This is a genomic window from Schaalia sp. 19OD2882, from assembly GCF_018986735.1.
Classification (GTDB): domain Bacteria; phylum Actinomycetota; class Actinomycetes; order Actinomycetales; family Actinomycetaceae; genus Pauljensenia.
The window spans coordinates 1,009,983-1,026,650 of record NZ_CP065521.1 but is presented as its reverse complement, the minus strand read 5'-3'; the positions used below and the strand labels follow the sequence as shown (position 1 = coordinate 1,026,650).

Sequence of the window (16,668 nt, the reverse complement as noted above, 5' to 3'; positions counted from 1 at the left end):
GACGAGGGCGAACCTCGCAGGCACCAACCCCCATCTGGGACCCAAGTCCCAGATGGAGGCGTAAGCTGGATTGCCGTCCGGCCCTGTGGGAGGGATGCCACACGCCTTTGTCGCAGTGAGGCCTGCCTTGTTCACAAATGGCCGGGATGATTGTTGAAGCACCCCACCGGGTGCCACGACTGCCACCGTCACACCCGCGTCGGTGGAACTCCCGAAAGAAGGACGCATGACAGAGGAGACCGCTCCCGCAACAGTGACCGATGCGTGGGAGGGATTCGAAACCGGGCCGTGGACGCAAGCCGTCGACGTGCGTGACTTCATCCAGCGCAACTACACCCCCTACGAGGGCGACGCGAGCTTCCTCGCCGGCCCCACGGAAAAGACCCTTCGTCTGTGGCAGACCCTGGAGGAGAAATTCCTCAAGGAGGAGCGCAAGGTCCGGATTCTCGACGTCGACACCCATACACCTGCGGACATCGACGCCTTCCGCCCCGGCTACATCAGCGATGATGACGACGTCATCGTGGGCCTGCAGACCGACTCCCCACTCAAGCGCGCAATGATGCCCAATGGTGGCTGGCGCATGGTCGAGACGGCCATCCACGAGGCCGGCAAGGAGATCGACCCCGAGGTCAAGAAGATCTTCACCCAGTACCGCAAGACCCACAATGACGCGGTCTTCGACATCTACACCCCGCGCATCCGCGCAGCTCGCTCCTCGCACATCATCACCGGCCTGCCGGACGCCTACGGCCGCGGCCGCATCATCGGCGACTACCGCCGTGTGGCCCTGTACGGCGTGGACAAGCTCATCGAGTGGAAGCAGCAGGACAAGGACCGCTACGCCGACCAGGGCTTCTCCGAGCACTGGGCCCGCTACCGCGAGGAACACTCCGAGCAGATCAAGGCCCTGAAGAAGCTCAAGATGATGGCGGCCGACTACGGCTTCGACATCTCGGGCCCGGCCCGCACCGCCCAGGAAGCAGTCCAGTGGACGTACTTCGGCTACTTGGCGTCGGTCAAGAGCCAGGACGGCGCGGCCATGTCCATCGGCCGCCTGTCGGGATTCCTCGACATCTACTTCGAGCGCGACCTGGCCGCAGGTGCCATCACCGAGACCGATGCCCAGGAGATGATCGACGCCTTGGTCATCAAGCTGCGCATCACCCGCTTCCTGCGCACCATCGACTACGACCAGATCTTCTCGGGCGACCCCTACTGGGCCACGTGGTCGGACGCAGGCTTCGGCGATGACGGCCGCACCTTGGTCACCAAGACCTCCTTCCGTCTGCTGCAGACCCTTCGCAACCTGGGCCCCGCCCCGGAGCCGAACATCACGATCTTCTGGGACGAGAACCTGCCCAAGGGCTACAAGGAGTTCTGCGCCGCGATCTCCATCGAGACCTCGTCGATCCAGTACGAGTCCGACGGCCAGATCCGTGAACATTGGGGAGACGACGCTGCCATCGCCTGCTGTGTGTCCCCCATGCGGGTGGGCAAGCAGATGCAGTTCTTCGGCGCGCGCGTCAACGCCGCCAAGTCCCTGCTCTACGCCATCAACGGTGGCCGCGACGAGATGAGCGGCAAGCAGGTCGTCACCGGCCTGGCCGGCATCGAGGGTGACGGCCCGCTGGACTTCGACGAGGTCTGGGCCAAGTACGAGGACATGTTGGACTGGGTCGTCGGCACCTATGTCGAAGCCCTGAACATCATCCACTACTGCCACGACCGCTACGCCTACGAGTCGATCGAGATGGCTCTGCACGACTCGGAGATCGTCCGCACCATGGGTTGCGGCATCGCGGGTCTGTCCATCGTCGCCGACTCCTTGGCGGCCATCAAGTACGCGAAGGTCACCCCGGTTCGTGACGAGTCCGGCCTGGTCGTCGACTACGTCACCGAGGGCGAGTTCCCGACCTACGGCAACGACGACGACCGCGCGGACGACATCGCCGCCACAGTGGTTCACACGATCATGGACAAGATCCGCCAGATCCCCATGTACCGTGACGCAATCCCGACCCAGTCGGTGCTCACGATCACCTCGAACGTCGTCTACGGCAAGGCCACCGGCAACTTCCCCTCGGGTCACCGTGCCGGCACCCCCTTCGCCCCGGGCGCCAACCCCGAGAACGGCATCGACACCCACGGAATGGTGGCCTCGATGCTCTCGGTCGGAAAACTCGACTACAACGACGCGCTCGACGGCATCTCGCTGACGAACACGATCACACCTTCGGGCCTTGGCCGCACGAAGGACGAGCAGATCACCAACCTCGTCGGCATCCTCGACGCGGGCTTCGTCCCGGACGAGGAATGCGGTCTCGTCCCGAGCCACTGACCTCCGCCCACCCCTGACCTTCACCACTGCACACTGAGAACCGAAAGAGGACACACACATGGCAACCAGGACCTACGAAGAGCGTCTCGCCGCGATGAAGGCCGCCCGTGAGGAGCACGGCGGCATCGCCGGCCTGTACCACGCAAACATCAACGTGCTGGACCGCGCCACCCTCGAGGACGCCATCGACCACCCGGAGAAGTACCCGAACCTCACGGTGCGCGTCTCCGGCTACGCGGTGAACTTCGTCAAGCTCACCCGCGAGCAGCAGCTGGACGTCCTGTCCCGGACCTTCCACCACTCGGCCTGAGCTCCGAGTCCGCCCGGACTCCGGACGGCTGAACGCTTCGAGGTGCCCTCGGCACCCCGAAGCAGACCACCCGCACGGCGCCGCGAGAGCAGGGGCTCCCCTGCCCCGCGGCGCCGCCGCACTGACACCACCGACGAGGACCCATGACCGACCTGCCCACGCCCGTCGCCCTCGGAGACGGATCGAGCATCGTCCCCACCGGACCCGTGTCCGAACGCGCCCAAAACCTGCGCGACCAGGACTTCGAAGCCCCGACCGCTCGCGCGGTCGGCCTGGGCATCGCAGGTCTGGAGGTACTGTCCGACCTGGAAAGGGCCGACCGGCTGCACCGAATGCGTGAAGGCACCTTGGGGTCGGTGCATTCGTGGGAGCTCGTCACCGCCGTGGACGGCCCCGGTACCCGACTGACCGTGTTCCTCAACGGGTGCGGACTGCGTTGCCAGTACTGCCACAACCCCGACACCTTCCTCATGAAGGACGGGGCGCCGGTGAGCATCGAGGACATTCTGGCCAGGATTCGCCGTTACCGCCGGATCTTCCGCGCCAGTGGCGGAGGCGTGACGATCTCCGGTGGAGAGGCGATGATGCAGCCCGAGTTCGTGCGTCGCATCTTCCGCGGAGCCAAGGAAATGGGTGTGCACACCTGCCTCGACACCTCGGGGTTCTTGGGCGTCAACTGTGATGACGCAATGCTCGACGACATCGACCTGGTCCTGCTGGACGTCAAGTCCGGGCTGCCGGACACCTACCGGAAGGTCACCGGCGGCGAGTTGCAGCCGACCATCGACTTCGGCGACCGGTTGGCGGCGCGCGGGACCACGCGCGTGTGGATCCGATTCGTCCTGGTGCCCGATCTGACGGACGCCAAGGAGAACATCGAGGCGATCGGCCGGATCATCTCGAAGTGGCGCAATGTCATCGATCGCGTGGAGGTCCTGCCCTTCCACCAGATGGGTCGCGACAAGTGGAAGTCACTGGGCCTGCACTACACCCTGGACGCCACGCAACCGCCGAGCGTCCAGGCCACGACCGAGGTGCGCGACCACTTCCGCTCGTTGGGCTTCGTCGTCACCTGAAGGCGTCCGCACCACCGGCGAGCATCCGCCTCACCTGCCACGGCCTGCCAGGCGCATTCTTCCTGGCCCTCGACGAGGGCGGCGTGCCCGCGTCCGGGAGGGCGCGTCGTCCTCTGCTGCACTCGGGTCCCATTGTCCCCCGTTCCACCCGGCTGCGGCGATGGCTCGTTCAGCTCGCTGGGCCCACGGGGACCCCAGACGTTGGGTGTAGACAATGCCGTCGAGGTGGTCGAACTCGTGCTGGAAAATACGCGCCAGCCACCCGCACGCCTCGATGCGCAGTGGCTCTCCATCCAGGTCACGCCCAGTCAGGATGGCGCGTGTGGCTCGCACCACCGGGTAGGCAAGTCCCGGCAGCGACAGGCACCCCTCCATCTCCGTGTCCGGGTCGGCTGCACGCTGAGGCAGGTCGGACAGTTCCAGGACCGGGTCGATGACCACGCCCGAACTCGGCCCCGGCCGCTCGGCGGGATCCAGGCGAGCGTCCCACGGGTGGCCGCCCTCATGGTGCCAGACGAAGATCCGCAGCCCATGCCCCACCTGCGGGGCCGCCAGCCCGACTCCGTCGGCGGCGTGCATGGTCTCGACCATGTCGGCAACCAAGGTGCGCACGGCCTCGTCGATCTCGCCCACCTCGCGGGCTCGGTTGTGCAGGACCTCGTCGCCCCACACTCGGATCGGCAGAATGCTCATTGGGCCCCCATCACCTCGGTGATTGTGCGAATCTCGTACTGACTCATGTGTCCCAGCGTAGTCCCGGCACTCGAGTCCGGGCTCAGGAGGAACGATGACGGAACGGACCCAGCGCAGGAGTCGACCTCGTCGATTGCGACGGTGGCTGATGTGGGCGGGTGTGTGCACGCTGGTCGCACTGCTCGCCCTGGCGGGCGCTGCCGCCGCCTACCGGCACCACAACCTGCATTTCGACGAGGGCGAGCTTGACGCCACGTGGGCGGCCGGCTACGTGGAGAAGCAGGCACACACCGCTTCGGGGACGACCCTGAACTACGTCGAGGGGCCGGACAACGGGCCCGCGCTGTTGCTCGTCCACGGCCAGCAGATGTCCTGGGACGACTACCACGCGGTACTGCCCGAGCTTGCCAAGGGGTTTCACGTCTTCGCCGTCGACTGCCACGGCCATGGGAAGTCCTCGCACGACCCCGCCGCCTACACGGCGCGCCGTGGCGCACAGGATTTCGTGTGGTTCCTCCGTGAGGTGGTCAGGGAGCCGGCGATCGTCTCTGGGCACTCCTCCGGTGGGATCATCGCGGCCCTGGTGGCCGCCGAAGCACCCGATGACGTGAGGGGACTGGTCCTGGAGGATCCACCGTTGTTCTCGGTGACCCCGCAGGAGATGCGCGAAGGGGCGGGCACTTTCGTCTGGAAGGACTCCTTCACCACGATCCACGACTTCCTCGGCCAGGACGCACTCGGCGACTACCCGACGTACTACATGGAGCATGCGTACATGGCGCACCTCTTCGGTGGGCTGCAGCCGACCCTGGCAAAGTGGACGCGCGAGCGGCGCTTGGCCCATCCGGGTGAGCGCCTCAAACTCGACTGGGTGCCACCACAGCTCCTCCGCGGTTTCCGCTCGATCGACTCCTACGACCTGGCCTTCGGTGAAGCCTTCCATTCGGGCACGTGGATGGAGGGCGTGGACCAGGAGGCGACACTGGGCGGGATCAAGGCGCCGACCGTCTACCTCAAGGCCGTCACGAAGTACGGCAATGACGGGACCTTGTTCGCGGCGAACACGGAGGAGGACGCCGCGCGTGTCATGGCGGCTCTGAACCCCGGTGCGCGCCGGGTCGATGTGGACTGCGGCCACGACATCCATGCGGAAGAGCCTGAGGTCTTCGTCGAGGCGGTCCGTTCCTTGTCTGACACTTTCGCGTTCGTGCACGGCTTTTGCCCGGGGGATGGGGACGGGGCGGCGCCTCGTCGGCGCCGCCCCGGATCACGGGTGGGTGGTTGTTCAGGCCAGCGTGCCCATCGGGTCCCAGGCGGGCAGGTGGATGGGCTCTTCGGACAGTGCCGGGCGCAGGTCCTCGGGCAGACGGTCGACGTGGACGACGACCTCGAAGACGTAGTCCGTGAACCACTGGTCGTCCATCGTGTAGAAGCCCTTGTCACCGGGCTCTTCACCCCAGGAGTTCTCCACGCGCCAGCGGCGCGGGCTCCCGGCATCGTCAAGGTCGACTCCGGTGAAGAGCATGGCGTGGTTCATGGCCGACTCGCCGGTGAGGACCCTCTGGAGCTTGGACGTTGACAGGTCGAGGCCGAACAGGCCCGTGTGGTCGTACAGTCCCGAGACCAGCAGACCGGAGTCGCGGTCCGACTGGGGTGTGACGTCGGCACCGAACCACACGGGTTCGCCTGCAACGATCGTGGCTGCCGCGAGACGCTTGATGACGTCGATGTCGGTGTTCACGTAGCGAATCCGGCGCCCGCCCACGACATTTCCAAGGTTGTCGACGCTCAGGGCCCGCCCCTTGGGGTGCTCGGGACGGGGGTCGTCGACCAGGCACACGTACTGGGTGAGGTCGATGCCGACATAGGTGTCGTAGAACTGGGTGGGGGTCAGGGTGCCGCCACGGTGGAATTCGCCCTCGTCGTCGCGCCACGTCCATTCGATCGAGGTCGGGGGCTCGCCCAGGCAGATGACGAGGATCCGCCAGACCTTGGCAAGGACGTCGTCCTTCGCGGCGGCCAGCGTCTCGGCACCGGCTCCGGCGGCGGCGAGTTCTCGCAGTTCGAGGGCGCTGCGGCGCAGCAGGGTGCGCAGGATCGGGTTCATGTCGTCGGTGTTGCCAGAGCATGCGGTCTCGGGCATGGCCTGTTTGGGGACGACCCCGTGCTTGAGGTAGACGGAGACCGCCATGTCCCACTGGCCACCGTCTCCGAGGACATCGGCCAGGAGGAACTGGAGCAGACGGCCGTCCAGTGGCTGGTCGGCGGTGGCGATGATGTCGGTGAGGAACCAGTTGGCGCGTTCGAACTTGTCCCAGAACATCGCGTGGTTCTGGGAGAACTCGAAGTCCTTGATTCCCAGACGCGCCCGGGCGGTGTCTCGCAGCAGGTTCAGTGAGGAGAAGAGCCAGCACCTGCCGGACTTCTTCTGGGAGGTGACCTTCCACGTGTCGAGCTTGTGGGAGACGACCGTGGGTGTGGCGACGACCTTTGTCCGGTCGGTCGCGCATGCGTCGACACCACTGCGGGTGACCGCGTTGCGGGCGACAAGGGCCTGCGGGTCCTGTGCCGCGCGCACACAAGCCTCGATCGTTTCCGTGGTGATGGGTGTGCGGGCGTTGTCGGAACCGGTGGCAGGGGCGGTCATGCCGTGTCTCCTCAGTAGGTGTCGAAGGTTGGGGTCTTCCCCATGGGGTCGATACATCCTACTCCTGCTTGTCGCGACCCATTCTCAACACGGATGGCGTCCTCGCCGACCGGTCGGCGCCCGCCGATCCGACATGCGCACTAGGATCATGGGTGAGGCAACGACGCCGCCGAAGTAGCCCCTCAACCTTGGGAGACACCCATGCCCCCTGCAGCATCCGGCAAGGAACTCGTCCTGACCAGTGGCGACTACGTCGCACGAGTCGTCACTGTGGGGGCTGGGATCGCCGGGCTGACTCTGCGCGGGGTCGATCTGCTCCAACCGCATGCTGTGACCGAGATCCCCGAAGGGTACTTGGGCAAGACGCTGGTCCCGTGGCCCAATCGCATCGCCAACGGCTCCTACACGTGGCAGGGGATCCGCCACGACGTGCCTGTCAACGAGGGCGAGACGGGCTGCGCCCTGCACGGGCTCATGTGCTGGGTTGACTGGGAGGTGGTGCACGCGGACAAGGACTCGGCGACTCTGGGGACCTTCATCGCTCCCAGGCCCGGTTACCCGTGGGCCCTCCAATGCTGGGTCACCTACGCGTTGTGCGCGGAAAAGGGCCTGTCGGTGACCGTTGCGACGAAGAACATCGGCGTCGAGGCCGCTCCCTACGGGGCCAGCAGTCACCCTTACCTGACCGTGGGCCTGACCGAGGTGGACGAGTACTCGATGACGATTCCCGCTGCGACGGTGGCCGAAGTCGACGAGGACCTCATCCCTGTGGCCCTGCGCCCTGCGGGCGACCTGGACCTGGATCTGCGCGAGGGACGGGTCCTCGGGACCGCTCGCATCGACCACGCCTTCACCGATCTTCCGGAGGGGCCGTGGACGGTGCGTCTGACGATCCCGGCCACGGGCTCGTGGGTGGAGATCGAGTCCGACGCGCGATGGGTCCAGGTCTACACGGGCGAAAGGCTGGGCCGACGCGGGGTGGCAGTTGAACCGATGACCTGCGCCCCCAACGCCTTCAACTCCGGGGACGGCCTGGTCGAGTTGGAACCCGGGGTCACACATTCCTTGACCTTCACTGTGCGCGGGCACGTGGCCTGAGCCCCTCCGCCGGGCACACTTGGCCTGTGACCTCCGACTTCGACCGTCTGCTGGCCCGGCCGCCCGAACTCCCCGTCGTCGAGGGCCTGCCGGAGGTGGTCCGAGCTCTCGTTGGCGCAGACACACTGGTGGTCACTGCTCCCCCGGGCTCGGGCAAGACGAGCCTGCTTCCGGCGCTTCTTGCCGGCCACTTCGACGGCAGGATCCTCGTCACCCAGCCGCGGCGTGTGGCAGTGCGAGCGGCCGCCAGGCGGCTCGCAGGCCTGCTCGGTGAGCCCTTGGGAGAATCCGTCGGGCACACGGTGCGCGGCGAGTCCTCGTGCTCGGGCACGACGCGCGTCGAATTCGCCACCCCCGGTGTCCTGGTGCGGCGCCTCCTACGCGATCCTGACCTGCACGGGGTCGACGCGGTGATGATCGACGAGTTCCACGAACGCCAACTCGACACTGATCTGGTCCTGGCAATGCTCTTGGCCGGTCGCCAAGCGGGACGTACGAAAGCTCACCTGACGGTGACCTCGGCCACCCTGGACACCGCGATGCTGCTGCCGCACCTGCGAAGGCACTGCGATGCGGAGCCTGCCCTGGTCGATGTCCCCGGACGCATCCACCCCCTTCGCACCCTGTGGGCGCCGCCTCCGCGCGGTGTCGGCCCGCTGGTGACCGACCGCTTGGGACGCACCGTCGTGGACCGCCGTTTCTGCGCGCATGTGGCCCGCACGATCGCTCGCGCCCTGGACGAGGGCGATGGCGACGTCCTCGTCTTCCTTCCGGGAGTGTGGGAGATCGACGAGGTCGCCCGCTCTCTGGGCAACCCCGAGGGGGTCGAGGTCCTCGTCCTGCACGGCAATGTGAGCGCCTCCACGCAGGACCGCATCCTCAGCCCCCGCAATGACGGGCGTCGCCACGTGGTGCTGTCCACCTCCGTGGCGGAGTCCTCGCTGACGGTGCCCGGTGTGCGCACGGTCGTCGACGCTGGCCTTGCCCGCGAGCCGCGCTTCGATCCGGCGCGGGGTGCAGGCATGTTGGTGACGGTTCCCGCCTCGCGGGCCCGTGGCGACCAGCGGGCCGGGCGCGCCGCCCGACTGGGGCCGGGCACGGTCCTGCGCTGCTGGGAGGAGGCGGAGTCCGCGCGCAGACCCGCCCGCACGCGCCCCGAGATCGAGACCGCCGACGTCACCGAGGTGGTTCTCCAGTGCGCGACCTGGCGCCGCCTGGGCCTTCCCGAACCCGCCCTTCCCACTCCGGTGCCCGATGGTGCGGCCACGGCCGCCCGGCAGTCCTTGCAGGCGATGTGGGCGTTGGAGGAGAGCGGAGAGGTCACGGACCTGGGCGTCAGCCTTGCTGCGCTTCCGCTGGAGCCCGGACTGGCCCGCGCTCTGCTCGAATCGGCCGCTCTGGTGGGTGCACATGAGGCCGCAGGCCTGGTCGCTTTCCTTGCGGAGGAGCCGCGCGTCCGGGACGCGGACCTTGCGAGGCTGTTCACACAGGTCAAGCACGGGTCGGAGCTTGAGCTCGGCGGGCGAATGCGTGCACAGGCCCAGCGCCTGGAGCGTCTTGTCAGCGCTGACATGGTCCAGGACACGTGGGCGGGGCTGGGCCTCGCCGTCGAAGGTGACCAGTGGGCGAAGGCCCTTCGACCGGGCACTTCCTCCGAAGCCCTCGCCCTCGTCGTCGCATTGGCGCACCCGCGGTGGATCGCCCGCCTGCGCCCGGGGACGAGCCGCTACCTGATGGTGGACGGACAGGGCGCACAACTGCCGCCCTCGTCACCACTCGAGGGCAGCACATGGTTGGCGGTCGCCGAGTTGCAAAGGACCCCCGGCGTCAGCGACGCCCTCATCCGCTCCGCCGCCCCGATCAACCCCGTGGTCGCCGAGTACGCGGCCACACCCATGCGTCAGGGGCGCTTCGAGGCGAACCTGGTCCAGGGGCGCATTCGAGGGCGCCGCGTGGAGGCCCTTGGCGCCATTGAGTTGGTCTCGCGACACCTGGACGCAGTGCCTGAGGGAACGGCGCTCGACGTTCTCGGCAAGGCGCTGCAGCGAGAGGGTCTTGGCCTGCTCGAATGGCCGCGCGCCGCCCAGGAACTGCGCTGGCGCATGACCGCCTTGCACGAGGCACTGGGCCCACCCTGGCCGGATGTCTCCGACGCCGCCTTGGCCGCCCGGGCAGCCATGTGGCTGGCCGGCGACCTGCCGGGGCTCGCCGCGGGAGCACCACTGTCACGGATCGACACCCTCGCTGCCCTTCGGGCCATGCTGCCGTGGCCCGAGGCCGCGCGCCTGGACGAACTGGCCCCGGAGCGTGTGGAGATACCCACGGGCGCCACCCGCTCCTTGGACTGGTCCAGCGGTCGCCCCATCCTCACCTTGCGTGTGCAGGAGGCCTTCGGTTGGGTCGACTCCCCGACCTTCGCCGATGGGCGTGTCGCTCTTGTCGTCCACTTGACGGACCCGGCGGGGCGCCCCACGGCGGTGACCTCCGACCTGAGGAGTTTCTGGTCCGGCCCCTATCAGCAGGTGCGCTCCCACCTGCGGGGCCGTTACCCGAAGCATCCCTGGCCGGAGGACCCCTTCACCGAGAAGCCGACGTCGCGGGCAAAGCCTCGGCCCCGCACCTGAGGTCGGGGCGAGCCGAGGAGTCGGTCCTCGCCCTCGCCGAGGACGGTCATGTCCTCCGATGTCTGGCGGGAAGTCGAAACTCTCCGGTACGCCCGGTACCCAGGGCGGAGCAGCCATCCCCTGCCCGGCCTTTTCGCCCGGCCATGGTTGGGCGGACGATGGGGGCACACGGATCCGGGGCACCCTGGTGGGCACCCCGGATCCGCTCGTGTGTTCAGTCACCGGGAGTCTTCCAAGGTGACCTGCCGCTCAGTCCTGGCTGCGGCGAATGCGACGCGATGCGAACAGCACCGCCACACCGCCAATGACCACCAGAGCGAAGGCGCCGAGGAGGACATTCGTCAGCGGGGCGCCCGTCCTGGCCAGGTCACCGGCCTGTGCGGACTCGGCCGAGACCGTGACGACGTCACTGCCCGGCGCGGACGGTGAAGGCTTGGTCGGGTCGGCCGGCGCGGGCTTTCCCGGGTCGGCCGGCGTGGGCTTGGAAGGATCATTGGGCGTAGGCGTGGGTGCCGTGCGGACGGTGAAGGCCACCGAGGCACTCACGTCGTCATCGGCACGCGCATCCTTGTTGCGGCCTTGGGCGCTGACCTTGACGGTCACCGCAGGGCCGGCGGCGCGCACACCGTCACCTGAGGTCTGTGCCGCGCGGGTCGAGAGGTCAACCGATGCGGCCTTGAGCTCCACCGAACCGTCAAATGCTCCACTGGCCTGTGCTTCGGCGGTGGCCAGGCCGTCCACGTCCAGGGTCGCCGCTGTCACCGGTCCGGTGAGGCCGACACGAATGGAGATCGTCGTGGGGACCGAGGCGCCCTCAAGAGGTGCCCAGGTCTTGCCGTCCGTCGAGTACTCGACGGTGCCGATGGTGGGCTTGGGCTGGTCCTTGAGCACTGCGGACAGGGCGTTGACCAGGCCCGCTCCCCGGTATTCCTTGAAGACTCCGTTGGTCTCCGAGGGCTGCAGGCGGTCGTAGTGTTCGGCCGCGTGCTTCTTCAGCACTTCGATGACCTGGTCGGCCGTGGCATTGGGGTGGATGCCCTTGATCAGGGCGGCAACACCGGCGACGTGAGGCGCTGCCATTGACGTTCCGCTGAGCGCCGCATACGGGGTGGGAAGACCTTGGGCCTGAGCGACCGCCTTGGGGTAGGTCGATGCCACTCGGCGCCCGGGGGCGGCGATGTCGACGTTCTTCGCGCCGTAGTTGGAAAAGCTTGCGCGCACCAGCGGAGCGTTGTCGTACGGCGGCTTCCATTCGGCCGGCTGCACTGCGGAGGTGGACACCACCGAGGGGATCATGGTCGGGATGTCGACCCCGCCTTCCACGTTGCGGTCCTTGATGGCACCTGCACTGCCCATGTCATTGGGGCTCGAGGAGTCCAGGGTCGGGTTGTCATTGTCATGGTCGGCGTTGCCTGCGGCGGCCACGTTGACCACTCCCTTGCCGTGGGCGTGTTCGACGGCGCGGGTGACCACCTCAAGGCCCGCTGCCTGAGTGGGTTCGGTGGGCAGCCAGTACATCCACGGGTCGACGTAGTAGGAGTTGTTGGTCACGTCGAAGCCATGGTCAGCGGCCCACACGAAGCCGCACACCGTGTATTCGGGGTAGAAGAGGCCGTTGACGTTCGACACCTTGACCGCGGCGATGGTCACATTCGTGGGCGCCACGCCGTCAATGCCGATGCCATTGTGTGCAGCTGCGATCGTGCCGGCCACGTGGGTGCCGTGGCCGTTGTCGTCCTGCCAGGCATTCCAGGAGGTGTCGGGCACGCCATTGCGCTGGCAGCCGACCGACAGTGCCTCGTCGATCTGTCCCACGAGGTCCTCATGGGTCCCGTCGACTCCGGAGTCGAGGACGCCCACGACTGCTTTCTCCAGTGGCACGTCGACGCTCTGGGCTTCCACGGCCCCGATGGCCACCTGGTCCCATCCGGTGAAGGGGTCGGGGGCGGCGGAGTCGGCCTCGTCCAGCTGCGACTCCAGGGCAGAGGCGCCCAGGCGTGCGCGAGCGATTGCGCTCTGGTCCGCGTCGGCCACGACGATCTCCGCCCCGGAGACAGGCGCTTGACGGGTCGGGCCGATGGAGGTCACGGGGATTCCGACACCTGCAGCCGCATTGTTGAGTTTGCCGGCGAAGTCTCCGGAGGACGCCTGGACGAAGAAGGAACGCAATTGCGGGTACTTCTCCAGCACCACGCCGCCAAGTCCTTCGGCCCGGGTGACGAGGTCGGCGAACTGCGCGTCACTGGCCTCAAGGGCCAGGTTCACCGCGTAGTTGCGCGGAACCCCTTTCTCCACGCCGCCGCTCTGCGTGGTGATGTCCGCGGACACGATGGCCTGCTCGGTGGCATCGGCCGCACTGGCCGCAGGGGCGATGGCGGCGGCTGGAACCAGCAGTGCGGCCGCCAGTGCGGCCGCACCCACCAATTGGGCACTGAAACCTCGTGGACGCATCATGTTCCTCTCACGTTGTCGATGTGGATCGGCGTGGTCCACACTCGTTCGAGCGGACCACTTCCATCAAGCTTTGTCGAAGCTCCTGATCAGACGCAGAACTTCCCGTGATGTGAGACACGGCAACGCATGAGGATCCGCTGTGCGCCCACTGCCGGCCCCGAGCACCTACTTCGCCCCTGTGCGTGCCGAGCGGGGCGGCGCCCAGCAAGCCACCGGTCGCCCCTCGCAGACTCCCTCCTCCAGGCGCTTCACGAGGTCGTCGAGGGTGTCTCCGCGTTCTTTGAGCCCTCGGTCCAGAGCGGCCAGATCAGCTTCGCGGCCCCATGCCGCCAAGAGATCGAGGGGGCACCTCTTCAACCACGGCCAGCGCGGGGTGAGCAATGGTCCCCAGCCGAAAACCAGGACGATCAGGACTCCGACCAAGCTGATGACCGCTGGGCCGAAGCTTTCACTCGTGGCCGCACGGCCCACCAGCAGCACGAGCATGGAGACGAGGATTCCGACACCTGCAAACGACGAGCTCATGACGGCGCAAAAACCTGCACGTAATGTCACATACGCCGCACGCAGGCCCGCGGACACAGCCAAGAGGCTCACGAATGACAGGCCGACATCGCCGACAAGAATCCAGGGGCCGCACACCAGGAGAATGACTCCTGCACAGAAGGCAATCGCCCACGCCTTTTGCCAACCGCTCACTGCCCGCCTGTTCCTGTGGTCTTCGACAAGCAGGCATCCCAGGTCTCCTGCCCCGCCAAGGTACCCGGCAAGTCGCGCATCACGCAGGATCACGGCAAGAGTGAGCAACAGTCCGGCCATTCCAAACACCCAGGTGGACAATTGACAGTTGCCCTCCTTTCCATGATCGAAACTGATTTCGAGGGCGATCAGTATCACCGCCGCAACGAAGAGTCCAGGCAGATCGTAGAAGAGTAGGTTCACCAGCAAAGAGCGCCTTGAGGTCAAGATCGTCGCATGGCGCCAGGAGTTGATGACAACCGGCCACGAGGCGAACACGAGCACGGGGAACTGCGACCACGGATTCGCCCCTTGCGCAGCGCAAAGAATGGGACATGCTCCCACGCAGATGGCGACTACGAGGAGAATTCCAGAAATCCACTTCGGCCATTTCGAATCACGATCATGCAACGATTGCACGCGAGATCTGTGCTCCGGAAGCGAGAGGGCAACCTCGAAGTCACTGAATGTCCAGTAACTCACCAACAGGCGCACCACCTGGATCAGGCAGCTCATCGCAAGCACCAGCGAAAGGGCTGCAAGGATTCGAGGCCCCGAGTGCAGGGCGACCCCATAGAACGCCACCAACGGGAGTGCCGAAACAACGACATGCACCAACAGGAGCATGAGAACAAGGAGCCGCAGCGACCCCATCTCACCCCAATTTGCGTTGCGCCGGCGCAGGCCGGGCTCTTGGTCAACCGCGTACCAAAGTCCCCTCAGGCGATCAATGCACTGGTTCAGAGCGGCACCCAGCGGGAAGATCATTGCGGCGACGAAGGCCAACAACGACGTCACCTGTGAGAAGTCATCCCACTCAAGAATTCGATCGAGCCGAGTTGTCAGGGTCTTGACCAAGTCCTCCGCGAAGGACGACTGAGAAATGTCAACGTCCCCAGGAGCCATCAGAGACACCAGCACAACAGAGGTCAGGTGCGAGAACACGATGGTGGCAACCAGTGCACTCCACACATACCGGGAACCGGAGCGAGCGGCCTTCACTTCTTCATCCGCCGTCACCGAAATGCTACGATCGCGCCTTCCACGTGAATGTGTGGCTTCGGGATTTCCAGGCCCTTGATCCGTACTCTGATGATCCAGATCGCTCACGCGACAATACTCGCACACATCTGAAATGGACGTGCAGTCTGTGGCGCAGACTCAGTGCACAGCACCTGCAGTGGAGGCCACAAGAGGTCTCCCTCCGGTCGATTCTGGGGCCACACGCACCCCCGGACCTCAACCCCGACCCGACGGCCCCGCGTCCAGGCCCGCATCCAAGGCCAGCAGGTCCTCAACGGTCTGCGGGCGCACGATCCACTGGGTGCGGCCGTCCTCCACAGCCACGACACCGGGCTTGGTGAGCATGTTGTAGTTCGAGGCCATCGAGTACCCGTAGGCGCCGGTCACCGGCACGACCAGCAGATCACCGGCGGTGACGTCACAGGGCAGGTCCACGTCCCACACGACCACGTCCCCGCTCTCACAGTGCTTGCCGACCACCCGTGAGCGCACCAAGGGCGCTTCGGAGACGCGGTTGGCCAAAGTCGCGGTGTAGCGGGCCCCGTACAGGGCCGGGCGAATGTTGTCCGCCATGCCTCCGTCAACGGCAACGTAACGGCGCCTCTTCAAGTCCTCGCCCAGGATCGCGTCCTTGACGGCGCCGACACGGTACAGGGTGACGGTGGTCGGTCCCACGACGCTGCGGCCGGGCTCGACCGAGACCCTCGGCACGGGGATGCCCAGTGCGTCAGCCTTGTCGCGGATGACGCGGGCGACCTCGCGGATGACCTCGGCCGGAGAAGTGGGGACCGGATCCGCGCCGGTGTGGGCCACGCCCACTCCCCCACCCAGGTCGATCTCCCGCAGGGGGGCGCCGACCTGGGCGCTGACCTTCGCCAGGACGTCCATGACGATCCCGGCGGCTTCGACGAAACCCGCGCTGCCCTGGATCTGTGAGCCGATGTGACTGTGCAGGCCACGCAGCTCCAGGTGGGGGCTGGCCTTGATGGCGTCCACGACCTGGTCCAGTTGGCCGTCGAAGGCACCCACGCCGAACTTCTGGTCCTCGTGGCCGGTGGAGATGTAGGAGTTGCCGCCGGCGTGCACTCCGGTCTTGATGCGGATCATCACCCGGGCCACGACGCCCTTGGCGGCGGCGATTCCTTCGATCTGGGCGACCTCGGGCAGGGAGTCGACGAAGATGCGTTCGATGCCCTGACCGTTTCCGGCGGACAGGGCCAATTCGATCTCCGCATCCAGTTTGTTGTTGCCGTGCAGGCCCACCTTCGAGGGCGCGGCGCCGGCTCGCAGTGCCAGGGTGAGTTCCCCAAGGGATGCGGTGTCGACCCCCATTCCGGCTTCGGTCACGGTGCGCACCACATCCGCACACAGGAACGCCTTGCCGGCGTAGAAGGCGTCGCCGCCGGCCATGCCGTAGCCCTCCCAGAACTCCTCGGCCATGGTGGTGGCCCACACGGTGGCGCGTCCGCGCAGGTCGGCGCGGTCCATGACGAAGATCGGGGTGGCGTGGTCGCGGGCCAGGTCCGTGGCGGCCACACCACCCAGGCGCAGGACCCCGTCCTCGTCCCTGGTGGCGGTCCACGGCCAGATGTCGGGCCGCTCGTCGGGTTCGGGGCAGACCAGGTCGCCGACGGGCACGTGGTCCAGGTCGGTGGACTCCACGC

The 16,668-nt window shown here is 66.8% G+C and carries 10 protein-coding genes and 1 pseudogene; 6 read left to right on the top strand and 5 right to left on the bottom strand.

Going from position 1 to position 16,668, the window contains the following annotated elements; translation table 11 throughout:
* Positions 1 to 226 precede the first annotated feature (226 nt).
* The 3 genes from pflB to pflA all read left to right on the top strand — a co-directional run bounded on the left by pflB (position 227) and on the right by pflA (position 3,727).
* Positions 227 to 2,341 (top strand): formate C-acetyltransferase, encoded by a 2,115-nt coding sequence (gene pflB / locus I6B53_RS04495; protein ID WP_216765050.1) that lies wholly within the window; start codon positions 227 to 229, stop codon positions 2,339 to 2,341.
* Between the two features lie 58 nt (positions 2,342 to 2,399).
* Complete coding sequence (grcA2, locus tag I6B53_RS04490; RefSeq protein WP_216765049.1) at positions 2,400 to 2,651, top strand: autonomous glycyl radical cofactor GrcA2; 252 nt, start codon at positions 2,400 to 2,402, stop codon at positions 2,649 to 2,651.
* 143 nt (positions 2,652 to 2,794) lie between these two features.
* Positions 2,795 to 3,727, top strand: a complete 933-nt coding sequence (pflA, locus tag I6B53_RS04485; protein ID WP_216765048.1) for a pyruvate formate-lyase-activating protein — start codon at positions 2,795 to 2,797, stop codon at positions 3,725 to 3,727.
* Between the two features lie 30 nt (positions 3,728 to 3,757).
* Here the strand turns inward: pflA and I6B53_RS04480 are convergent, their stop codons facing one another.
* The gene (locus I6B53_RS04480; protein ID WP_216765047.1) at positions 3,758 to 4,420 is read right to left on the bottom strand and encodes a peptide deformylase; all 663 of its coding nucleotides are present in this window, start codon (positions 4,418 to 4,420) and stop codon (positions 3,758 to 3,760) included.
* A gap of 94 nt (positions 4,421 to 4,514) precedes the next feature.
* Between I6B53_RS04480 and I6B53_RS11065 the strand changes: the two are divergent.
* Positions 4,515 to 5,585: pseudogene (locus I6B53_RS11065) on the top strand (alpha/beta fold hydrolase); the annotation flags it as partial.
* A 120-nt stretch (positions 5,586 to 5,705) separates the two neighbouring features.
* Here the strand turns inward: I6B53_RS11065 and I6B53_RS04475 are convergent.
* Positions 5,706 to 7,067: an aminopeptidase C gene (locus I6B53_RS04475; RefSeq protein WP_216765046.1), complete on the bottom strand. Its 1,362-nt coding sequence runs from the start codon at positions 7,065 to 7,067 to the stop codon at positions 5,706 to 5,708.
* A gap of 201 nt (positions 7,068 to 7,268) precedes the next feature.
* Here I6B53_RS04475 and I6B53_RS04470 point away from each other — a divergent pair, with 201 nt between their 5' ends.
* Positions 7,269 to 8,165 (top strand): aldose-1-epimerase, encoded by an 897-nt coding sequence (locus tag I6B53_RS04470; RefSeq protein WP_216765045.1) that lies wholly within the window; start codon positions 7,269 to 7,271, stop codon positions 8,163 to 8,165.
* A 26-nt stretch (positions 8,166 to 8,191) separates the two neighbouring features.
* Positions 8,192 to 10,789: an ATP-dependent helicase HrpB gene (gene hrpB / locus I6B53_RS04465; protein ID WP_253953967.1), complete on the top strand. Its 2,598-nt coding sequence runs from the start codon at positions 8,192 to 8,194 to the stop codon at positions 10,787 to 10,789.
* A gap of 249 nt (positions 10,790 to 11,038) precedes the next feature.
* Here hrpB and I6B53_RS11225 read toward each other — a convergent pair whose 3' ends face one another.
* The 3 genes from I6B53_RS11225 to lysA form a co-directional block, all read right to left on the bottom strand.
* A complete protein-coding gene (locus tag I6B53_RS11225) occupies positions 11,039 to 13,243 on the bottom strand; it encodes a S8 family serine peptidase (RefSeq protein ID WP_216765044.1) in 2,205 nt (734 codons plus the stop codon).
* A gap of 165 nt (positions 13,244 to 13,408) precedes the next feature.
* A complete protein-coding gene (locus tag I6B53_RS04455; RefSeq protein WP_216765043.1) occupies positions 13,409 to 15,091 on the bottom strand; it encodes a hypothetical protein in 1,683 nt (560 codons plus the stop codon).
* A 129-nt stretch (positions 15,092 to 15,220) separates the two neighbouring features.
* The gene (gene lysA / locus I6B53_RS04450; protein ID WP_216765042.1) at positions 15,221 to 16,666 is read right to left on the bottom strand and encodes a diaminopimelate decarboxylase; all 1,446 of its coding nucleotides are present in this window, start codon (positions 16,664 to 16,666) and stop codon (positions 15,221 to 15,223) included.
* Positions 16,667 to 16,668: the final 2 nt, after the last annotated feature.

Bases quoted from the DNA above. Each gene is read 5' to 3' on its own strand.
- pflB (WP_216765050.1), top strand. From the start codon at position 227: ATGACAGAGGAGACCGCTCCCGCAACAGTGACCGATGCGTGGGAGGGA.
- grcA2 (WP_216765049.1), top strand. From the start codon at position 2,400: ATGGCAACCAGGACCTACGAAGAGCGTCTCGCCGCGATGAAGGCCGCC.
- pflA (WP_216765048.1), top strand. From the start codon at position 2,795: ATGACCGACCTGCCCACGCCCGTCGCCCTCGGAGACGGATCGAGCATC.
- I6B53_RS04480 (WP_216765047.1), bottom strand. From the start codon at position 4,420: ATGAGCATTCTGCCGATCCGAGTGTGGGGCGACGAGGTCCTGCACAAC.
- I6B53_RS04475 (WP_216765046.1), bottom strand. From the start codon at position 7,067: ATGACCGCCCCTGCCACCGGTTCCGACAACGCCCGCACACCCATCACC.
- I6B53_RS04470 (WP_216765045.1), top strand. From the start codon at position 7,269: ATGCCCCCTGCAGCATCCGGCAAGGAACTCGTCCTGACCAGTGGCGAC.
- I6B53_RS11225 (WP_216765044.1), bottom strand. From the start codon at position 13,243: ATGATGCGTCCACGAGGTTTCAGTGCCCAATTGGTGGGTGCGGCCGCA.